The organism is Roseibium sp. MMSF_3247 (genome assembly GCF_030733765.1).
GTDB lineage: Bacteria > Pseudomonadota > Alphaproteobacteria > Rhizobiales > Stappiaceae > Roseibium.
This window is the reverse complement of the sequence record NZ_JASHII010000003.1, coordinates 644602-662002: the sequence shown is the minus strand read 5'-3', so window position 1 is coordinate 662002 and position 17401 is coordinate 644602. Positions and strand designations below refer to the sequence as shown.

General features: G+C 55.4%; 19 protein-coding genes. 7 read left to right on the top strand and 12 right to left on the bottom strand.

What is annotated here, in order from left to right; all coding sequences use genetic code 11:
* Nucleotides 1-9 precede the first annotated feature (9 nt).
* Both purE and RBB44_RS13390 read right to left on the bottom strand, forming a co-directional pair.
* Entirely contained in the window at nucleotides 10-504 is a 495-nt protein-coding gene (purE, locus tag RBB44_RS13395; protein WP_306147812.1) for a 5-(carboxyamino)imidazole ribonucleotide mutase, read from the bottom strand.
* A gap of 135 nt (nucleotides 505-639) precedes the next feature.
* Nucleotides 640-837, bottom strand: a complete 198-nt coding sequence (locus RBB44_RS13390) for a YdcH family protein (protein ID WP_133951385.1) — start codon at nucleotides 835-837, stop codon at nucleotides 640-642.
* A gap of 348 nt (nucleotides 838-1185) precedes the next feature.
* On the opposite strand from RBB44_RS13390, the gene RBB44_RS13385 reads away from it, so the two are divergent.
* Nucleotides 1186-1365: a YdcH family protein gene (locus tag RBB44_RS13385; RefSeq protein WP_133951387.1), complete on the top strand. Its 180-nt coding sequence runs from the start codon at nucleotides 1186-1188 to the stop codon at nucleotides 1363-1365.
* A 70-nt stretch (nucleotides 1366-1435) separates the two neighbouring features.
* On the opposite strand, the gene RBB44_RS13380 is transcribed toward RBB44_RS13385, so the two are convergent.
* Entirely contained in the window at nucleotides 1436-3067 is a 1632-nt protein-coding gene (locus tag RBB44_RS13380; RefSeq protein ID WP_306147811.1) for an acyl-CoA synthetase, read from the bottom strand.
* A gap of 87 nt (nucleotides 3068-3154) precedes the next feature.
* Nucleotides 3155-3919 carry a sulfite exporter TauE/SafE family protein gene (locus RBB44_RS13375; RefSeq protein ID WP_306147810.1) on the bottom strand — a complete coding sequence of 255 codons (765 nt, stop codon included), beginning with the start codon at nucleotides 3917-3919 and terminating at the stop codon, nucleotides 3155-3157.
* A 167-nt stretch (nucleotides 3920-4086) separates the two neighbouring features.
* Here RBB44_RS13375 and RBB44_RS13370 point away from each other — a divergent pair, with 167 nt between their 5' ends.
* The 3 genes from RBB44_RS13370 (at nucleotide 4087) to RBB44_RS13360 (ending at nucleotide 7435) form a co-directional block, all read left to right on the top strand.
* Nucleotides 4087-5994, top strand: coding sequence for a propionyl-CoA synthetase (locus RBB44_RS13370; protein WP_306147809.1), 1908 nt, complete (start codon nucleotides 4087-4089; stop codon nucleotides 5992-5994).
* A gap of 135 nt (nucleotides 5995-6129) precedes the next feature.
* Complete coding sequence (locus RBB44_RS13365; RefSeq protein ID WP_306147808.1) at nucleotides 6130-6921, top strand: SDR family NAD(P)-dependent oxidoreductase; 792 nt, start codon at nucleotides 6130-6132, stop codon at nucleotides 6919-6921.
* A gap of 109 nt (nucleotides 6922-7030) precedes the next feature.
* Complete coding sequence (locus tag RBB44_RS13360; protein WP_306147807.1) at nucleotides 7031-7435, top strand: hypothetical protein; 405 nt, start codon at nucleotides 7031-7033, stop codon at nucleotides 7433-7435.
* A 28-nt stretch (nucleotides 7436-7463) separates the two neighbouring features.
* Here the strand turns inward: RBB44_RS13360 and RBB44_RS13355 are convergent, their stop codons facing one another.
* The gene (locus RBB44_RS13355) at nucleotides 7464-9257 is read right to left on the bottom strand and encodes an ABC transporter transmembrane domain-containing protein (RefSeq protein ID WP_306147806.1); all 1794 of its coding nucleotides are present in this window, start codon (nucleotides 9255-9257) and stop codon (nucleotides 7464-7466) included.
* Nucleotides 9258-9576: 319 nt separating this feature from the next.
* On the opposite strand from RBB44_RS13355, the gene rpmE reads away from it, so the two are divergent.
* The gene (rpmE, locus tag RBB44_RS13350; RefSeq protein WP_008196026.1) at nucleotides 9577-9801 is read left to right on the top strand and encodes a 50S ribosomal protein L31; all 225 of its coding nucleotides are present in this window, start codon (nucleotides 9577-9579) and stop codon (nucleotides 9799-9801) included.
* Nucleotides 9802-9928: 127 nt separating this feature from the next.
* Here rpmE and RBB44_RS13345 read toward each other — a convergent pair whose 3' ends face one another.
* Both RBB44_RS13345 and RBB44_RS13340 read right to left on the bottom strand, forming a co-directional pair.
* Nucleotides 9929-10471: a DUF1465 family protein gene (locus RBB44_RS13345; RefSeq protein WP_306147805.1), complete on the bottom strand. Its 543-nt coding sequence runs from the start codon at nucleotides 10469-10471 to the stop codon at nucleotides 9929-9931.
* A 403-nt stretch (nucleotides 10472-10874) separates the two neighbouring features.
* Nucleotides 10875-11072: a DUF1192 domain-containing protein gene (locus RBB44_RS13340; RefSeq protein ID WP_306147804.1), complete on the bottom strand. Its 198-nt coding sequence runs from the start codon at nucleotides 11070-11072 to the stop codon at nucleotides 10875-10877.
* A 139-nt stretch (nucleotides 11073-11211) separates the two neighbouring features.
* Here RBB44_RS13340 and RBB44_RS13335 point away from each other — a divergent pair, with 139 nt between their 5' ends.
* Both RBB44_RS13335 and RBB44_RS13330 read left to right on the top strand, forming a co-directional pair.
* A complete protein-coding gene (locus RBB44_RS13335) occupies nucleotides 11212-12216 on the top strand; it encodes an NAD(P)H-quinone oxidoreductase (RefSeq protein ID WP_306147803.1) in 1005 nt (334 codons plus the stop codon).
* 154 nt (nucleotides 12217-12370) lie between these two features.
* A complete protein-coding gene (locus RBB44_RS13330) occupies nucleotides 12371-13117 on the top strand; it encodes a DUF1013 domain-containing protein (protein ID WP_209174820.1) in 747 nt (248 codons plus the stop codon).
* A gap of 138 nt (nucleotides 13118-13255) precedes the next feature.
* Here the strand turns inward: RBB44_RS13330 and RBB44_RS13325 are convergent, their stop codons facing one another.
* The 5 genes from RBB44_RS13325 to efp form a co-directional block, all read right to left on the bottom strand.
* Nucleotides 13256-13639 carry a GFA family protein gene (locus tag RBB44_RS13325; RefSeq protein ID WP_306147802.1) on the bottom strand — a complete coding sequence of 128 codons (384 nt, stop codon included), beginning with the start codon at nucleotides 13637-13639 and terminating at the stop codon, nucleotides 13256-13258.
* 61 nt (nucleotides 13640-13700) lie between these two features.
* The gene (locus tag RBB44_RS13320) at nucleotides 13701-14735 is read right to left on the bottom strand and encodes a peptidoglycan -binding protein (RefSeq protein WP_133951411.1); all 1035 of its coding nucleotides are present in this window, start codon (nucleotides 14733-14735) and stop codon (nucleotides 13701-13703) included.
* Nucleotides 14736-14741: 6 nt separating this feature from the next.
* Nucleotides 14742-15731 carry a flagellar motor protein MotA gene (locus RBB44_RS13315; RefSeq protein WP_040451027.1) on the bottom strand — a complete coding sequence of 330 codons (990 nt, stop codon included), beginning with the start codon at nucleotides 15729-15731 and terminating at the stop codon, nucleotides 14742-14744.
* Between the two features lie 168 nt (nucleotides 15732-15899).
* Nucleotides 15900-16706 carry an inositol monophosphatase family protein gene (locus RBB44_RS13310; RefSeq protein ID WP_008191746.1) on the bottom strand — a complete coding sequence of 269 codons (807 nt, stop codon included), beginning with the start codon at nucleotides 16704-16706 and terminating at the stop codon, nucleotides 15900-15902.
* Between the two features lie 66 nt (nucleotides 16707-16772).
* Nucleotides 16773-17336: an elongation factor P gene (gene efp / locus RBB44_RS13305; RefSeq protein WP_008196321.1), complete on the bottom strand. Its 564-nt coding sequence runs from the start codon at nucleotides 17334-17336 to the stop codon at nucleotides 16773-16775.
* Nucleotides 17337-17401: the final 65 nt, after the last annotated feature.

The window sequence follows — 17401 nt, the reverse complement described above, 5'->3', positions numbered from 1 at the left end:
GTCTGGTGATTAATTGGTGTCGTCGACCGGGAACTCTGCGACAGCGGCAGTACGCCCGGCCCGGTACTTGTCGAGAGCTTCTTCGATATCAGAATTGTTGAGGGCCAGGACCGCGCCTGCCAACAATGCCGCGTTGGTCGCTCCGGCGTTGCCGATTGCCAATGTGCCAACCGGGATGCCGCCGGGCATCTGTACGATCGACAGGAGGCTATCCTCCCCGGAAAGCGCGCGGCTTTCGACCGGAACACCGAAAACGGGCAGAGGTGTTAAAGCTGCAGTCATGCCGGGCAGGTGAGCCGCACCGCCGGCGCCAGCGATGATAACCTTGAAACCTTCGGCCTTGGCGCCCTTGGCAAATTCATACATGCGGTCTGGCGTCCGGTGCGCGGACACAATGCGCGCTTCGAAGGAGATGCCAAGCTCGGCAAGCGTGTCGGCAGCGTGTTTCATGGTCGGCCAGTCGGACTGACTGCCCATAATAATTGCAACGTCTGCCTGCGCCATTCTCTACTCCAAGTGTTGCGGGAGGCCGGAAGAGCCGCGGAGTATAGGCACGGAGCGCTGCTTCGCAAGCATCAAAGCAGACGAAACATCAGGGAGCTCTGTCAAGCAGGGCTGTTTGGCACTGACGTGTCGATATTATGCAATAATGTCGGGGCGAAGCTGATCTTCCAAAACCATGATCCGGTCTTTGATCATCAGTTTCTTTTTCTTCAAGCGCTGAAGTTGAAGAGCGTCGTGATTGGACGTGGCCGCCAATGCCTCTACGGCGACGTCGAGATCCCTGTGTTCCTGACGGAGCTGCGCAAGCTCCACCCGCAAAGCCTCAGTATCCATTCGTGCCTTCAATCCCCCAGAACCGGTTCCTAGTCCTAGTCCATTTTTGGGTGTACGGGCAAGACAGCATAAGTTTTTGCTGTTTATTCACCGCAGGATTGGGCCCTGGCCCTTGGAACTACTTTTTCCTGTGTGCCGTAATTTCTGAGATGGCAAATCTGTCATGATCAAAAACCGATAGTTTTTAGTGTCTTAGGTATGTGCCGGAATTTAGGAATTCTAAAGGATAGTGGCGAGAACCCGTTCTACGACGGCAAAATGGTTCCGGTATGCAGAATCTGCAATCGACAACGCCTGAAAATGTGTGGCACGATGCTTTCGTTGAGCCAACAGACAGGAGGTTTATCCATGTCAATGCAGTCACATCTCGCAGAACTTGAGCGCCGCCATGCGGAAATGGAACGCAAGATCGAAGACGCTCTGTTACATCCGAGTACGGACTCCCTGAAATTGGCTGACATGAAACGGCAAAAACTCAAGATCAAGGATGAGATTGAGCGAATACGAAAAGATGTGACGATCCACTGATCGCACGGACTTCGGAAAATTCAACGCCGCGCCATCTGCGCGGCGTTTTTTATTTATGGAGATGAACTTTTTATAGGGCCTTGGCTTGCTCCCGGAGGGCAAACTTTTGGATCTTACCGGTCGATGTTTTCGGGAGGTCGCAGAAGACAATCGTCTTTGGAGATTTGAAGCTTGCCAGATGTTCTTTGCAAAAGGCCATCAGCTCGGTCTCCGTTGTATCCGAGCCAGGCTTCAGCTCAACGAAGGCGCAAGGGGTCTCGCCCCATTTTTCGTCCGGTCGGGCCACAACAGCCGCGGCCTGAACGTCCGGGTGTTTGTAAAGGACATCTTCAACCTCAATGGAGGAGATGTTTTCCCCGCCTGAAATAATGATGTCCTTGGACCGGTCTTTCAATTGGATATAGCCGTCCGGGTGCATCACACCGAGATCGCCGGAATGGAACCAGCCACCCTTAAAGGCTTCATCCGTCGCCTCCGGGTTTTTCAGATACCCTTTCATGACGACATTGCCGCGGAACATTACCTCCCCAATGGTTTGCCCATCGGCGGGAACCGGTTCCATGGTCTCCGGGTTGAGAACCGTCAGATCTTCCAGCGCAACGTAGCGAACACCTTGCCGCGCTTTCTTTTGAGCTTGTTGTTCAAGAGGCAGCGAATCCCATTCCCCCTTCCAGTCATTGACCACCGCTGGGCCGTAGACCTCGGTCAATCCATAGAGATGGGTCACGTTGAACCCGGTCGTTTTCATTGCTGCCAGAACGCTTTCTGGCGGGGGCGCTGCGGCGGTGAAGAACTCGACCTCCCGGTCCAAATCGCGTTTGTCGTCGCCGGCATTGAGGAGTGTCGACATGATAATCGGCGCACCGCACAAGTGGGTCACGCCTTCATCCGCGATCAGATCCCACATGGTTTTTGGCCGGACCCAACGCAAACACACATGCGTTCCGGCGACAACGGATAGGGACCATGGAAAGCACCAGCCATTGCAATGGAACATGGGCAATGTCCAAAGATAGACAGGATGCTTGGCCATTGATGCGGTGATGACGTTCGCCTGGGCCAGTAGGTAAGCGCCGCGGTGGTGGTACACGACACCTTTGGGATTTCCTGTGGTGCCAGACGTATAGTTCAGCGTGATGGCATCCCATTCATCATCGGGGAGGGACCAGCTGAAATCCGGGTCCCCGGATTGAAGGAAATCTTCATAATCCAGTGACCCCAACCGCTCGCCATCCTGTGGGAATTCGGGGTCTGAATAATCGATCACGATCGGTTTGACGGTGGCCAGTTCGAGCGCTTCCTTGATTACGGGCGCATATTCGCGATCCGTAATCAGCACCTTGCAGTTGGCGTGATCGAGCTGGAACGCGATGATCGCTGCATCAAGCCGTGTGTTGAGGGAGTGCAAGACAGCTTTCGTCATCGGTACACCATAGTGAGCCTCAAGCATTGGCGGGACATTCGACAGCATCACGCTGACTGTGTCTTCTTTACCAATGCCGTGTTTGCTCAGTGCGGATGCCAGTTGTTTCGAGCGCTTGTAGAATGTCCGATAATCTGTCCGCTGTTTGCCATGAATGATCGCGGTGTGTTCTGGAAACACATCTGCGGCCCGCGCCAAGAAGCTTAGCGGGCTCAGCGCTGCATAGTTAGCGTCAGTCTTGTCCAGTCCTTTGGCAAAGGGGCTAACTGTCGCGTCCATGATTTTCCTCCCAATCGTCTTTGCCCGGTATCAAAGCCGGAAAAGTCTTTGGGAGCAATGCAACAAAGGGCGTTTGTGGTACTGCGATCAGGCAAGCAGTCCGGCGAGCCCGTCATACGTCAATTTTGCGCCGATTAGGCCCATGACGACATAGATGATGGTGTAAAACGTTTCCGCCTTGATAATGCGGACAAGACGCACACCGGCCAGCGTGGCAACCAGTGCGACCGGGAACAAAACCGCTGATGTTGTAAGGTTCGTCGTATCAAATTGCCCGAGAAAGAAATATGGGATGACCTTTACCGCGTTCACGGTGGCAAAGAAGATCACTGCTGTCCCGGCAAACAGCATCGGCGCGAGTTTCAGGGGCAACATATACATCTGAAACGGCGGGCCTCCGGTATGGCTGATGAAGCTGGTAAAGCCGGCGACTGCTCCCCAGAAAGACCCTTTCGGTATGTTGTGGCCGAGTGCTGCAGCCTCTTTTCTACGTTTGAAAACATAGTCGGCGACAAACGCCAGTGAGATCACCCCGATCATCAGCGTGACGAATGTGTCATTCACGTAGGCAGCCGTGCCCCAGCCAATACCGATCCCGACGATTGCTGCCGGAAGCAAAATAGCCAGGCTGCGCCAATCTGCTTTGCCTTTATATGCCATCAACGCAACGGCATCCATCACCAGCAGGATCGGCAACATGATCCCGGCGGCCTGAAGCGGCGAAATCACCAATGACATGATGGGAACCCCAAGCATGGCGAAAGTTCCACCGAACCCTCCCTTTGACAAGCCGACGCAGATGACGGCAGGGACAGCAGCTGCATAGAACCAGGGGTCGGTGATGAGAAGCATCAAAAATCACTGTTATGACGTGGGAAAAGGCGCTGCAAACAAGCACGACGGAGGGATTACGTAAAGGTCCGCTCATCGAATTGCTAAGTCAGTGACACTTGCTTTTCAAACCATACTTGCAACACACTCGCGAAAATCGATGAGTGCTGCTGTTTGGGAGGAAGACGATGGCAAGCCGGTATCATGACGTTTATCAAGGCTGGCATTCCGATCCGATGGGGTTTTGGAAAAATGCCGCTTCCGAGATTGACTGGATCAGCACGACAGACAAGGTCTTCGATCCCGATCAAGGTCAATTTGGCCGCTGGTTTCCGGATTGGGAATGCAACACCTGCTACAATTGCCTAGACCGTCATGTGGAGCGCGGCCGACCCGGCCAGCCGGCGCTGATCTACGACAGCCCGATCACTGGAGCTAAAGCAACCTACACCTACGCTGAGCTGCTCGAAGAGGTCGAGGCACTGGCGGCTGTTCTTCAGGACAACGGACTGGAGAAGGGAGATCGGGCAATCATCTACATGCCGATGATCCCGCAAGCTGTCATGGCGATGCTGGCTTGCGCGCGTCTTGGCGTGATTCACTCAGTGGTTTTCGGTGGCTTTGCGGCCAATGAACTTGCCACCCGGATCAATGATGCGACCCCGAAAACGATTATCGCAGCGTCCTGCGGGATCGAGCCGGGAAGGGTCATTTCCTACAAGCCGCTGATTGACGACGCTATCGGGCTGTCCACACACAAGCCGGACAGCGTGTTCGTTTATCAACGTGAGGCAGAGATTGCTTCGCTGGTAGAGGGTAGGGACCATGATCTTGGCAAGCTGATGGAAGATGCGGTTGCTGCTGGCCGCCGTGTGCCGCCGGTGCCGGTCAAGGCGACCGATCCGCTCTATATTCTCTACACTTCAGGCACCACCGGGCAGCCGAAGGGCGTGGTCCGTGACAATGGTGGCCATATGGTCGCGCTCAAGTGGTCCATGTCGAACCTCTATGACATTCAGCCCGGCGAAGTTTTCTGGGCAGCGTCAGACGTGGGGTGGGTCGTGGGCCACAGTTACATCGCGTACGCACCGCTTCTTCACGGCTGCACCACGATTGTGTTTGAGGGCAAACCTGTGGGAACGCCGGATGCAGGTACTTTCTGGCGTGTGATCTCTGAACACAGCGTCGCGTCCCTTTTCACCGCGCCAACTGCGTTCCGTGCAATTCGTAAGGAAGACCCGAACGGTGAACTGATCAAGAAATACGATCTGTCGACCTACAGGTCTTTGTTCCTTGCCGGAGAGCGCGCCGATCCGGAGACCGTGAACTGGGCGATTGATCAGTTGCAGGTGCCTGTCATTGACCATTGGTGGCAGACCGAAACCGGCTGGTGCATCGTCGGCAACCCGCTCGGGCTCGGGGCGCTTCCGGTCAAGCCGGGCTCACCCACTGTTCCCATGCCCGGATATGACGTCCAGATCCTGGATGATGCGGGACACCCTCTGGAAGCAAACACCCTCGGCAACATCGTTGTAAAGCTGCCGTTGCCTCCGGGCGCTCTGCCAACCCTTTGGAATGCGGACAAGCGTTTCTTTGATGCGTATCTGGCCGAATTCCCAGGGTACTACAAGACCGCGGATGCTGGCGTGATTGATGATGACGGGTATCTGTCAATCATGGCGCGGACTGACGACATCATCAACGTTGCTGGGCACCGCTTGTCGACTGGCGGGATGGAAGAAGTGCTTGCCACGCATCAGGATGTTGCTGAATGTGCGGTCATCGGGATAGCCGACAAACTGAAAGGTCAGCTGCCGTGCGGCTTTGTTGTTCTGAAAGCCGGTGTCGATCGCGAGCATGCGGATATCGAAAAAGAACTGATCAAGCTGGTGCGCGAAAAAATCGGCCCTGTTGCGGCCTTTAAGATCGCCATTACGGTTGACCGATTGCCAAAGACGCGGTCTGGCAAGATCCTGCGCGGGACGATGCGTCAGATCGCCGACGGCGAAGAGTACAAGATGCCGGCGACGATTGATGACCCGGCAATCTTAGATGAAATCACCGACGCCCTGAAATCACATGGGATTTCCGCATAAGTGGGAAAGGTGACGCGACTGGAGGTGTGCCAGAGGCATCGACAGACGTAATTTTCGGACTTATGGTCGGGCCGCCGCGAAGCGGCCCGTCGCATTTGCGGCGGTGTTTTTGTTAGCACAGCCGTGAGGTTTTCCGTGTCTTTAGAAAATAAAGTCGCCATCGTAACTGGCGCAGCCCGAGGTATCGGTTTTGCTGTTGCCAAGCGTTTTGTCATGGACGGCGCAAAGGTTGTGATTGCCGACGTTGATGACGAGGCTGGCGAAGCGGCTGTTGAAGATCTCAGTGGCCTCGGCACTGCCATGTACATCCATTGCAATGTTGCGGAGCGGTTGGACGTCCGCAACATGGTTGCCGAAACGCTGAACGCCTATGGCGATATTGATGTTCTGGTCAACAATGCCGGCATTGTTGTCGGCGCCGAATTCCTTGATCTGGAAGAAGACGACTTTGACAAGGTCCTGTCGATCAACCTGAAAGGGGCCTTCCTGTGTTCGCAGGCTGTTGCCCGGCACATGGTTGAAAAGGTCGACAATGGCGGTGATCCGGGCTGCATCATCAACATGTCATCGATCAACTCTGTGGTCGCGATCCCGAACCAGATCCCATATTGCGTCTCCAAAGGCGGGATGACACAGCTGACCAAAACGACGGCTCTATCTCTTGCGAAGTATGGTATCCGCGTCAATGCGATCGGGCCCGGGTCGATCATGACCGAGATGCTTGCCTCCGTGAACAGCGACCCGGCTGCGAAGAACCGGATCATGTCCCGTACGCCAATGCTGCGTATCGGGGAGCCATCAGAAATTGCAGGTGTGGCGGCCTTCCTTGCTTCTGAAGATGCCGGTTACGTCACGGGTCAGACAATTTTTGCAGATGGTGGCCGGATGCCGCTGAATTACACCGTGGCCGTTCCAGAAGACGACTGAGTCTCGAAGCATCCGCCTTTACTTCACCGCGTTGGTGCGTCTTCATGTCAAGAGAGCGTTCGCTTTGCTCGACGTGACAGAAGTGCCAGCGCTTTGGGAGGGGGCAAAAATGAGACAGTTCCTTTGGTGGTGTGTCTGGTCCATGCTTCTTGTGTGGCCAGCAACAGCACAGAACATTGCATATGTGAAATTCGCCGCGGGCAATTACGGCGCCATGGTAAGCGGAACAATCATCGGTGACGAGTTTTTCGATTACCGTCTTGATGTTGCAGCCGGGCAGGAGATGTTCGCAGAGTTGACGGTTTCAGGCACAAACGGTACCGGAACCGTTTATTTTAATGTGCTGCCGCCGGGCAGTGATGGCGTGGCTGTCTATAACAGCTCAATCAATGGGAACAGCGCGACCGTCGATTTGACGGAAACCGGTGTCTACACAATCCGTGTGTATCTAATGGGTAATGATCGGGATGCTGGCAAGACTGTTGGCTACAATCTCGATCTATCTATTCAGTAACCGGCAATGCAGATTGTGGAGTGCGCCCTCAGAGTTCGGACGGCTCTGGCTCCTTCACGGTGCCAAATTGCAATTTGGCGAGTTTCGCATAAAGCCCGCCAGCCGCACTCAGCTGTTCATGTGTTCCGGTTTCAACGATCCGGCCCTCGTCCATGACAATGATACGATCCGCTTTCAGCACCGTAGCCAACCGGTGGGCAATGATCAGAGTCGTTCGCCCTTCCATCAATTGATCCAAAGCCTTTTGGACGAGCTGTTCGCTTTCGGCATCCAGGGCGCTGGTTGCTTCGTCAAGCAACAGCACAGGAGCCTGTTTCAACACGGCACGGGCAATGGCAATTCGTTGGCGTTGCCCACCCGACAAAGTGATGCCGCGTTCGCCGACGAGTGTGTCGTAGCCATTTGTCATGGTTTCGATGAAAGGGGAGGCAAGGGCGGCCGTGGCCGCTTTGACGATGTCCTCACGTTTTGCATCAGGAAGGCCATAGGCAATGTTCTCGGCGATGCTGGCGCCGAATACAGCGGTGTCCTGCGGCACCAGCGCAATGTTGCGCCGAAGTTCATCTGGGTCGAGGTCACGCAGTTCCACGCCATTCATTCGAATGGCCCCTGATGTCGGGTCATAGAACCGCATCAGCAGACTGAATAGCGTGCTTTTGCCGGCGCCTGAGGGGCCGACAACCGCAACTTTCTCTCCCGGAGCAATGGTCAAGGTCAGATCCTGCACTACCGGTAGATTGCCCGCTGCTTGGTAGGCGAACGAAACGTCCTCGAAACGAATTTCACCCCGTGGTGTGTCCGGCAGGGGGATGGGATTGAGAGGGGCCCGGATCTCCGGCGTGATCTCCAGAAGTTCGGAGAGACGTTCAGCGGCACCAGTTGCCTGTGACAGCTCGCCCCAGACTTCGGACAAAGCGGCCAATGAGCCCGCGGCAAGGATTGAATACAAAAGGAACTGGCCAAGTTCACCGCCGGTCATGCGTCCGGCAAAAACGTCACTCGCGCCGATCCAGAGAACAGCGACGATGGAAGAGCCAATGACGAGGATGGCAAATCCCGTCAATGCGGCGCGGGCGGTTATCGCCTGGCGCGCAGCGGTGAACGCTGTTTCCACAGCAGATCGGTAGATCCCGGAGCTGCGGCTTTCGTGCGTGAAAGCTTGCAATGTCCTAACCGATCCGAGCATTTCCCCGGCATAAGCTGAAGCGTCTGCCAGCATATCTTGCGCAAAACGCGAGCGCTTTCTAACCTTCCGGCCAAACCCGATGATCGGGATGAGGATGACCGGGATCGCCGCGAGCACAATGACCGACAAGCGCGGACTGGTTACCACCATCATCACCGAGGCACCGGTGAACATGATCGTGTTCCGCATTGCCAGCGATGCACTTGCGCCAAATGCCGCTTTGATCTGGGTTGTGTCTGCAGTCAACCGGGACAGGATTTCGCCAGACTTTGCGCTGTCGTAAAAAGAAGGACTCAGCCGGGTCATGTGGGCAAACACATCTGCCCGAACCTCGGCCACGACGCGTTCCCCGAGCCACATGACAAGGAAGTACCGGACAGAACTGGCACAGGCGAGGGCGCACACGACCCCGATCAGCACAGCGAAGTAGGAGTTGACCAGCACCGGATCATCTGCGCCAAAGCCAAAGTCGATCATGCGCCGGACGGCGGCGGGCAGAACCAATGTGATGATCGCGGCGGAGAAAAGAGCAGCGAGCGCAGCAAGTACCATGCCTTTGTGCTTCAACAGGTACGGCAGCAACCGGGTCAATGGGCGCAAAGACCTTCTGGTGTCAGAGGGGGCATTTGATGTCATGTGTTGCCTTGCGAAAACCGGTCTTCCAAAACTATGTCTCCGCCTACTTAATTGGACGGGTGCAGTATGCCAATCCCGTATTGGTCTAACCGGAGGTTTCTAAAGCCAGTTATGCGCTGAAATGCTGTAGTGGATTTGATTCCCGGAAATGTCCGGAATTGCGGGAAATTCGGTCTTGTCTTGTCCGCTGCCTTGGGGTATATCCCCGCCTCATGTTTCTAAGGGCGGCATCCGCAACTGGATCGGCGGCCCTTCATCTTGTTTGCGCTCCATAGCATTCTGACCAAAGATGGCTTGAAGGCGCTGGAAAGGACCGGTCATGAAAGCGGATATCCATCCCGACTACCACACCATCAAGGTCGTAATGACCGATGGCACCGAATTTACCACCCGCTCCACGTATGGCGCGGAAGGCGACACCCTGCAGCTCGACATCGACCCGACGTCTCACCCGGCTTGGACCGGTGGTGACCGTCAATTGATGGACCGCGGCGGCCGCGTGTCCCGCTTCAAGAACAAGTTCGCTGGTTTCCTGGGTTCCTAAATCCAAGCCAACAGCGTGACTGTTTAAGACCCGGCCGGAAGGCCGGGTTTTTTTGCCTTGTATTCTGGTGATAAAAAAAGCCGCCCGGAGGGGCGGCTTAAAAGAAGAGAAACGTGAAGACGATCTATCAGCCGATTTTGCCGAAGGCGGCGTGCAGCTGGTTGATCTGAGATGCCACAGGGTTGTCGTTGTTCGCTTCTTCCTGCGGTGCGGCTTCTTCAGCTCTGTAGAGCATCTTGTCGAGATGAACGACGCGCTCCTGCAGCCGGGTCGAACGTTCTACAAGATTGCGCAAGCTTTCCGGCAGGTCGTCCCAGGCCGGGCCGCCAATTGCGCTGCTGAGTTTGTCTAGACGGACCTTGTTCTTGTCGCTACCGGCTTGTTCGCGGGACATCTCGCCTTCGTTGACGGCGCGTTGCAGCAGCAGCCAGGAAGCCAGCTGCATAAGGCGCGTTGTCAGGCGCATGGATTCAGTTGCATAAGCCAGCGAGGCTGGGCGTGGCAGCTTCTTGGCTTCTTCGCGCCCATCGCCATCAAGATAAAGAGCTGTCTCTTCGACCAGAGACATGCCTTCCTGAAAAAGCGTCTGGAAGTTGTCGGAGCTGGCCAGATGATGCGCGATGTGTACGGCATCAGAAGTGCGGTCCGTTGTCTTGATATCTTCCGTCATGAGCTTACTACGCCTCGGTTACTTATTCTGGTTGCCCGCGGTTGTTGTGCCGTTTGTGTCACCTTTGATCAGGTGTGCACATTTGGAACAGTGCGAGCCCGTGTGCCCTTTACACAGCAATCCGTGTGCCAGATGCAGTCACTTGAGCCGCGTTAACCAGAACTACCGCAGAGTACTACGCTCGAACGGCAAAAAAAAGAGCCGCACGGTTGCGGCTCTAAGTCTTTAACAGGGAGGCGTCAAACAGAGTGGTCTGAACCACTCCTATCCAGATGACTGGATGCATAAATTTATAATTTGGAAAGATTAATGATTGGTAAATGAATAAAAATCTATTAAAGGCGTTAAGGATAAAGGCCGTCGATTTCGAATAAATTCACAATTTTTGCAGATAGTTACAAGGTTACTTCTGAAAGAATGCGTCTGCAGCATTGCGAATAGTGCTGCGTTGCTCAAGCGCCTCTCTTGTACGGTTAACTTCTGCAGTTAATGCCTCGATCCGGTCCTGGAGTTCGTCCTCTGACAAGCGGCTTAGATCTTCGCCAACGGTAACCACATTCGATTCCTGCTTTTTGGGGATATCATCGTCAAAGAGGCCCATGTCATATCTCCTGCTGGATCTACGCGAATGGCAATCTTGCTCACCCGTGTTTGATACTCATAAACTCGGCCATTATTTACCATAGAACCGGGACAAGCACAGCCGTATGTCCCAATTTGGATCATAAGGACAGTTCCATATGCAGAATTTGCCGGACACCATGACAGTTGTTGCGATTTCAGAACCGGGTGGACCTGAGGTTCTCATTTTGGAACAGCGCGCCCTGCCGGACGTGGGCGACGGCGATATCCTGATCCGGGTTGAGGCTGCAGGTGTGAACCGCCCCGATGTCCTTCAGCGAATGGGCGCTTATCCGCCTCCGAAGGGCGCATCGGATCTTCCAGGCCTTGAGGTCGCCGGCGAAGTGGTTGCTGTCGGGGCAGCCGTTCATGGGCACTCTGTCGGTGACAAGGTGACAGCTCTTTGCCCGGGCGGAGGCTATGCGGAGTATTGTAAGGTGCCAGCGGGTCATGCCTTGCCGGTGCCGGCTGGTATGAGTGTCCTGGAAGCGGCCGCGTTGCCGGAAACATTCTTCACTGTATGGACCAACGTTTTCGACCGTTGCGGTCTACGGGAGGGCGAGCGCTTTCTGGTTCATGGTGGGGCGTCCGGAATTGGCACATGTGCCATTCAGTTGGCCAAGGCCTTCGGTGCTGAGGTGTTCACCACCGTCGGTTCATCAGATAAGATCGAAGCGGTGAAAGCCCTTGGTGCCGATCATGTCATCAATTACCGGGAACAGGCATTTGAGAAGGTCATCCTTGAGGTCACTGGCGGACAAGGTGTTGATGTCATCCTGGATATGGTTGGCGGCGATTATGTTGAGCGGAACTGGAAAGCTGCGGCCATTGAAGGCCGGATATGTCAGATCGCGACTCTGAACGGTGTTTCGCATGATGTGAATTTCTCGCGCCTCATGGTGAAGCGGCTAACACACACCGGTACGACGCTGAGGCCAAGAGATGATGCGTTCAAGACTGCCATTGCCGATAGTCTCCGATCCAAAGTTTGGCCATTGATCGAATCGGGCCAGATCAAGCCGTTGATCGATTCCACCTTTCCGTTGAGTGAGGCTGCCGAAGCTCATCGGCGCATGGAAAGCTCTGGCCACACTGGTAAAATCGTCATGACGGTCGGATCCTAGAAGACCGACCGGACCTGGGCGCTGTGGTGGTTCGCAAGATCATTTGCGTTTCCGCCGCGTTCAGCCTATATTCGCGCCAATTCCCATTAAATTGAAATGGAACACCGCTCTTCCGACCTGCCGGCCGGGGGAGCAGATAAGAGGAATTTGACCGATGGCGAACACGCCGCTTATGCCGAAAGCAACTGCCGTCTGGCTCGTGGACAACACTGCGTTGAGCTTCACGCAGATCGCGACATTCTGCAAGCTGCATCCGCTTGAAGTGAAAGCCATCGCAGATGGTGAAGCGGCACAGGGCATCAAGGGTTTGGATCCGGTTCTGACCGGCCAGTTGACGCGTGAAGAAGTTGAACGTGCTCAGAATGATCCGAACTACCAACTCAAGCTGCAAGGCTCAAAGGTTGTTGTCCCGGAAACCAAACGCAAAGGCCCGCGCTACACGCCGGTTTCGCGCCGTCAGGACCGCCCGAATGCAATTCTCTGGCTGGTGCGCAATCACCCGGAGTTGAAAGACGCGCAGATCATGCGTCTTGTTGGAACCACCAAGCCGACGATTGCCGCCATTCGCGACCGTACCCACTGGAACTCGGCGAACCTGACGCCATCCGATCCGGTGACGCTCGGTCTTTGCAGCCAGCTTGAGCTCGACATTGAAGTTGAAAAGGCTGCGAAGAATGCACCGCAGCCGATGGCAGGCGAGCCGGCAGAAACGCTGATGTCGGTTGATGACAGCACCAGCGAAGATGCAATTGCTGCAGCGTTCTCGCTCGATCCGAATACCGCGCCGAAGCGCGAGGAAGAAGAAGAGATCGATGTCGACGCCGTGTTCGCCAATCTGAACTCTCCGAAAGACACAGATGGCGACGACGAAACAGACGACGACAGCTCAACTAAGCTCTAAACGCCTGTCACAGTAACAATTCTGGAGCCACCGGATGACGTGTCATCCGGTGGTTTTTATTTCACACGGCAATAGCGGAAACCAATCCGGCCCGGAGTCTGTCTCTCTTCCTAACCTTCGTAGAGGTGGAGGCGCTGGCTAAAATTTCTGGATCTGTGGTGCATCGTCGGTGATGTTATAGTAGTCACCTTTATCTTTGACAAAGATGTGCTTGCCAATCTCCAGCCCTGTCGGGCTCTCCAGGCAACCGGCAGCTATTCCGATGCCATCCTCAGTATTCATCCGGTAAAACAGGCTGGACCCACAGAATTTGCAGAAGCCACGTTTGGCAAAGTCAGATGACTCATACCAAGTCAGGCCTTCGTCAGTTGTAAACTGCAATTCCTTGAAAGGGGCGTGGGTCGACGCCCAAGTGTGCCCGCTGGAGCGGCGGCATTGCCCGCAATGGCAGATCGTGACTGTTTTTCTAACCTCCGGGACTTCAAACCGGACTTTTCCGCAATCGCAGCGACCTTTGAGCAATACTGCCTCCTGAAATTATCCTTAAAGAACGGATTTCATAGATCGAGATGGGTCCGGCGGTTTAGCGCTCGGTTAGTTTCAGCTCGATCCGGCGGTTTTTCGCCAAAGCATCCGGCGTTTCACCTTCTTCCAGAGGTTGGAACTCGCCAAAGCCCGCCGCTACCAGCCGTTTTGGGTCGACACCCTTCTCAATGAGATACCGGACAACCGAGATGGCACGGGCTGCCGACAATTCCCAGTTGTTGCGCAGGCGCCCAGTTCCGGAAAGCGGCCGGGCATCGGTATGACCATCCACACGCAAGACCCAGTTGATCTCATCCGGGATCTGTCCGCTTAGTTCGAGGATTGCCTCCGCAAGCTTGTCCAGTTCCTGCTGGCCTTCCGGGTTGATGTCCTCAGAGCCGGAATCAAAGAGCACCTCCGACTGGAAGACAAAGCGGTCGCCGACAACCGAAATGTCGGAGCGTTGGGAAAGGATTTCCCGCAGCCTTCCGAAAAAGTCTGAACGGTAGCGAGAGAGTTCTTGAACCCGCTGCACCAGAGCGGCGTTCAGTCGTCTGCCAAGGCTCGCGATCTTCGCCTGGCTTTCGGCTTCCTTGGCTTCAGAGGCCTCAAGCGCGGCATTGGCTGCTGCAATTTGGCGGCGAAGAGCCGCAATCTGCTGGTTGAGCAGTTCGACCTGGGCCAAGGCCTCCTGGCTGACCTGACGCTCATCATCGAGGAGATTCTCAAGTTGTGCTGCTCTGCCGCCGGCTGCCTCGGCATCTCCTGAGCTGCTTTCCAAAAGGCCCAGCAGGCGAGACTGTTCAGCTTCAGCGCTGCTGAGGCTGGCCTGAAGTCCAAGAATGGTGTCTTCCAGTTCGCCAGACGAGGCCCGTTCCAGTGCAAGCAGCTCAGTCAGTTCACTGATTTGGGCGTTCAGCCGGTTCAGAACTGTGTCACGCCCGGACAGTTGCTGCGAGAGAAAAAACTGCGCGATCATGAAGATCGACAACAGGAAGATAATAACCAACAGGAGTGTGGCCATCGCATCGACGAAGCCGGGCCAGTAGTCGGTCTGTTGGGCGCGGCGGCGCGACCTGAGGCTGCCAGCCATCCGCGATTACTCCTTCGCCCGATCGAATGCGGCGGAGATCGAGGCCAGTAGACCCTCGATCCGCTTTTGCTGTTCGCCTTGTGATTCCGCCCAGTCGCGCATCATCTGCTGTTCAGAGCGCACATGTTTGACCAGTCCCTGAATACCTTCAGCGAGGTTTGCCATGGCCTGGGAGGCGGTTTTGCTGCCGCCCTCTTCAACGCTTTTCTGCAAGGCTGAGATCGAAGCCTGAATCTGCTCGACGCCCGGGGAGTCTCCAGAGGCAAACATACCGTCTTCCGGGTCGATATCTGTCACTGTCGACAGCCAGTCTTCCAGTTCGTTGTAGAACCGGTTTTGTGCCTGACCGGCTTGCAGATCCAAAAAGCCGAGGATCAAAGACCCTGTCAGACCGAAGAGGGATGATGAAAACGCTGTGCCCATGCCGGACAATGGGGCTTCCAAGCCGGCTTTTAGGTCCTCAAAGATGACATTCGCATCGCCAGAGCCGACATCCAAGGACTGGATCGTCGCGCCAACCGAACTCACTGTTTGCAAGAGGCCCCAAAACGTCCCAAGCAGACCGAGAAAAACCAGCAGCCCGGTTAGGTAACGGGATATTTCCCGGGATTCTTCAAGGCGCATGCCAATGGAATCGAGAATGGAACGAGCAATTGTCGGGGTCAGCGCCATGTCTCCGGATTTGTTACCGAGGAGGGCTGCCATTGGTGCGAGCAAAACGGGAGACCGGGTGTCGAGCGCAGGATCCCCGATCCGGAAGCTGTTGACCCATGCGATTTCCGGAAACAAGCGAATGACGCGGCCAAAAAGGAGGAGCACTCCAAAGGCACCAACAAACACAATCAGGCCGTTGAGGCCCGGGTTGCTCATGAAAGCTGTTGAGACTTGCGGAAAAAGAATGAAGGCAATGAAAGCGACGATCACCAGAAAGATGATCATGAACGTCAGATAGGCCCTCGGGCTCGACAAGCTGTAGGGGTCAAATTCACGTGCCATGTTCGCTGTCAATCACCATTCTGCAGAGGTCATTGATAGATAGCGTGATTTTTAACGTCTTGGAAACCGTGAATCGGCCCGGCAACCCCAATTAAATTTGGAAAGCCAAAAAATCGGCAGGCCTCATGGGGCTGCCGGTAAAAAACATTTGCGGGTGAATGTGGGGCGTTATGCTTGTTGCGGGGCCGCTGCTTTCTTAAGCAGGCGCAGGAGGTGCTTGTGGGCATCCTCATTGCCGACCACAACATCGCCGGTCTCCAGCATCTTGGATTTGCCGTCCAGATCGCTGACGAAGCCGCCCGCTTCGCGGACCATCAACAGGCCGGCTGCAATGTCCCAGGAATTGAGGTCGCGCTCCCAATAGCCGTCGAGCCGGCCGGATGCTGTCCAGGCCAGATCGAGCGCTGCGGCGCCAGCCCGGCGAATGCCAGCGACTTCCGGCATGATGTGGCGCAGCTCGCGCAGTGTACGGCCATGATCACCGCGTCCGATGAATGGCAGGCCGGTCCCGAACACCATCTCCGGCAGCTCTGTCCTTCCCGCAACACGAAGTCTGCGGTCGTTGAGAAAAGCGCCACGGCCACGTTCGGCGGTGTACAGCTCGTCCATGACCGGATTGTAGATCACACCGGCAACGATCTCGCCGTTCCGCTCAAGTGCAATGGATGTTGCGAAAATCGGAATGCCGTGCAGAAAGTTGGTCGTGCCGTCGAGAGGATCAATGTGCCAGCGATGCTGACCGTCCGTTCCCTCAACTTCACCGCTTTCTTCCATAACGAGGCCAAAAGTCGGACGGGCCTTGGTCAGCTCGGACCGCACGATTTCCTCAGCTTTCCGGTCGGCTGCCGAGACGAAATCTCCAGGACCTTTCCGGGATACCTGCAGGTTTTCAACTTCACCGAAGTCACGGACGAGGCTGCGACCGGCTTTGGTCGCGGCTTGAACCATGACGTTGAGGATTGCTGTGCGGGCCATGTTGTTTCACTTGTTGTTGGGCGCAACAGCAGATCCGCTGCGCCAGATGTTCAGCTGGTTGAGGCGTCAGTCTGCGCGCTTCACGTATTCCAGCGTACCGGTGTCGACGATAATTTTTTCGCCAGCGGTGATGAACGGCGGCACCATCACGCGAACGCCATTTTCCATGAGCGCCGGCTTGTAGGATGAAGACTGGGTCTGGCCTTTCACGACCGCATCGGCTTCGCTGATTTCCAGCGTGACGTGTTGCGGCAGAGTGATGCCTATCGGGCGCTCTTCATGAAGTTCCACGGTCACCATCATGCCGTCCTGCAGGAAGGCGGCACGATCGCCGACAAACTCTGTCTGCAATTCCAGCTGTTCGTAGGTCTCTGTGTCCATGAAGATCAGCATGTCGTCTTGCGTGTAAAGGTACTGGAAGTCCTTCTGCTCAAGACGGACGCGCTCGACTTTATCTTCAGACCGGAAGCGCTCATTGAGCTTGCGGCCGTCTAGCAGGTTTTTCATTTCGACCTGCGCAAACGCACCGCCCTTTCCAGGCTTTACGTGTTGAACCTTGACGACGGCCCACAGGGTTTCCTGATGCTGAAGCACGTTGCCCGGCTTGATTTCGTTACCGTTGATTTTCATGGAACGACCGATTTTTGATTTGTCTGGATCTTGTACGGCGCAAAAATCAGTTCAATAGACCGCGC

What these genes read in the sequence shown, in the direction of transcription:
- RBB44_RS13335 (WP_306147803.1), top strand. Translation starts at nt 11,212, where the DNA reads ATGCAGAATTTGCCGGACACCATGACAGTTGTTGCGATTTCAGAACCG.
- RBB44_RS13385 (WP_133951387.1), top strand. Translation starts at nt 1,186, where the DNA reads ATGTCAATGCAGTCACATCTCGCAGAACTTGAGCGCCGCCATGCGGAA.
- RBB44_RS13360 (WP_306147807.1), top strand. Translation starts at nt 7,031, where the DNA reads ATGAGACAGTTCCTTTGGTGGTGTGTCTGGTCCATGCTTCTTGTGTGG.
- RBB44_RS13370 (WP_306147809.1), top strand. Translation starts at nt 4,087, where the DNA reads ATGGCAAGCCGGTATCATGACGTTTATCAAGGCTGGCATTCCGATCCG.
- RBB44_RS13340 (WP_306147804.1), bottom strand. Translation starts at nt 11,072, where the DNA reads ATGGGCCTCTTTGACGATGATATCCCCAAAAAGCAGGAATCGAATGTG.
- RBB44_RS13355 (WP_306147806.1), bottom strand. Translation starts at nt 9,257, where the DNA reads ATGACATCAAATGCCCCCTCTGACACCAGAAGGTCTTTGCGCCCATTG.
- RBB44_RS13380 (WP_306147811.1), bottom strand. Translation starts at nt 3,067, where the DNA reads ATGGACGCGACAGTTAGCCCCTTTGCCAAAGGACTGGACAAGACTGAC.
- RBB44_RS13375 (WP_306147810.1), bottom strand. Translation starts at nt 3,919, where the DNA reads ATGCTTCTCATCACCGACCCCTGGTTCTATGCAGCTGCTGTCCCTGCC.
- RBB44_RS13345 (WP_306147805.1), bottom strand. Translation starts at nt 10,471, where the DNA reads ATGACGGAAGATATCAAGACAACGGACCGCACTTCTGATGCCGTACAC.
- RBB44_RS13390 (WP_133951385.1), bottom strand. Translation starts at nt 837, where the DNA reads ATGGATACTGAGGCTTTGCGGGTGGAGCTTGCGCAGCTCCGTCAGGAA.
- rpmE (WP_008196026.1), top strand. Translation starts at nt 9,577, where the DNA reads ATGAAAGCGGATATCCATCCCGACTACCACACCATCAAGGTCGTAATG.
- RBB44_RS13310 (WP_008191746.1), bottom strand. Translation starts at nt 16,706, where the DNA reads ATGGCCCGCACAGCAATCCTCAACGTCATGGTTCAAGCCGCGACCAAA.
- RBB44_RS13320 (WP_133951411.1), bottom strand. Translation starts at nt 14,735, where the DNA reads ATGGCTGGCAGCCTCAGGTCGCGCCGCCGCGCCCAACAGACCGACTAC.
- RBB44_RS13330 (WP_209174820.1), top strand. Translation starts at nt 12,371, where the DNA reads ATGGCGAACACGCCGCTTATGCCGAAAGCAACTGCCGTCTGGCTCGTG.
- efp (WP_008196321.1), bottom strand. Translation starts at nt 17,336, where the DNA reads ATGAAAATCAACGGTAACGAAATCAAGCCGGGCAACGTGCTTCAGCAT.
- purE (WP_306147812.1), bottom strand. Translation starts at nt 504, where the DNA reads ATGGCGCAGGCAGACGTTGCAATTATTATGGGCAGTCAGTCCGACTGG.
- RBB44_RS13315 (WP_040451027.1), bottom strand. Translation starts at nt 15,731, where the DNA reads ATGGCACGTGAATTTGACCCCTACAGCTTGTCGAGCCCGAGGGCCTAT.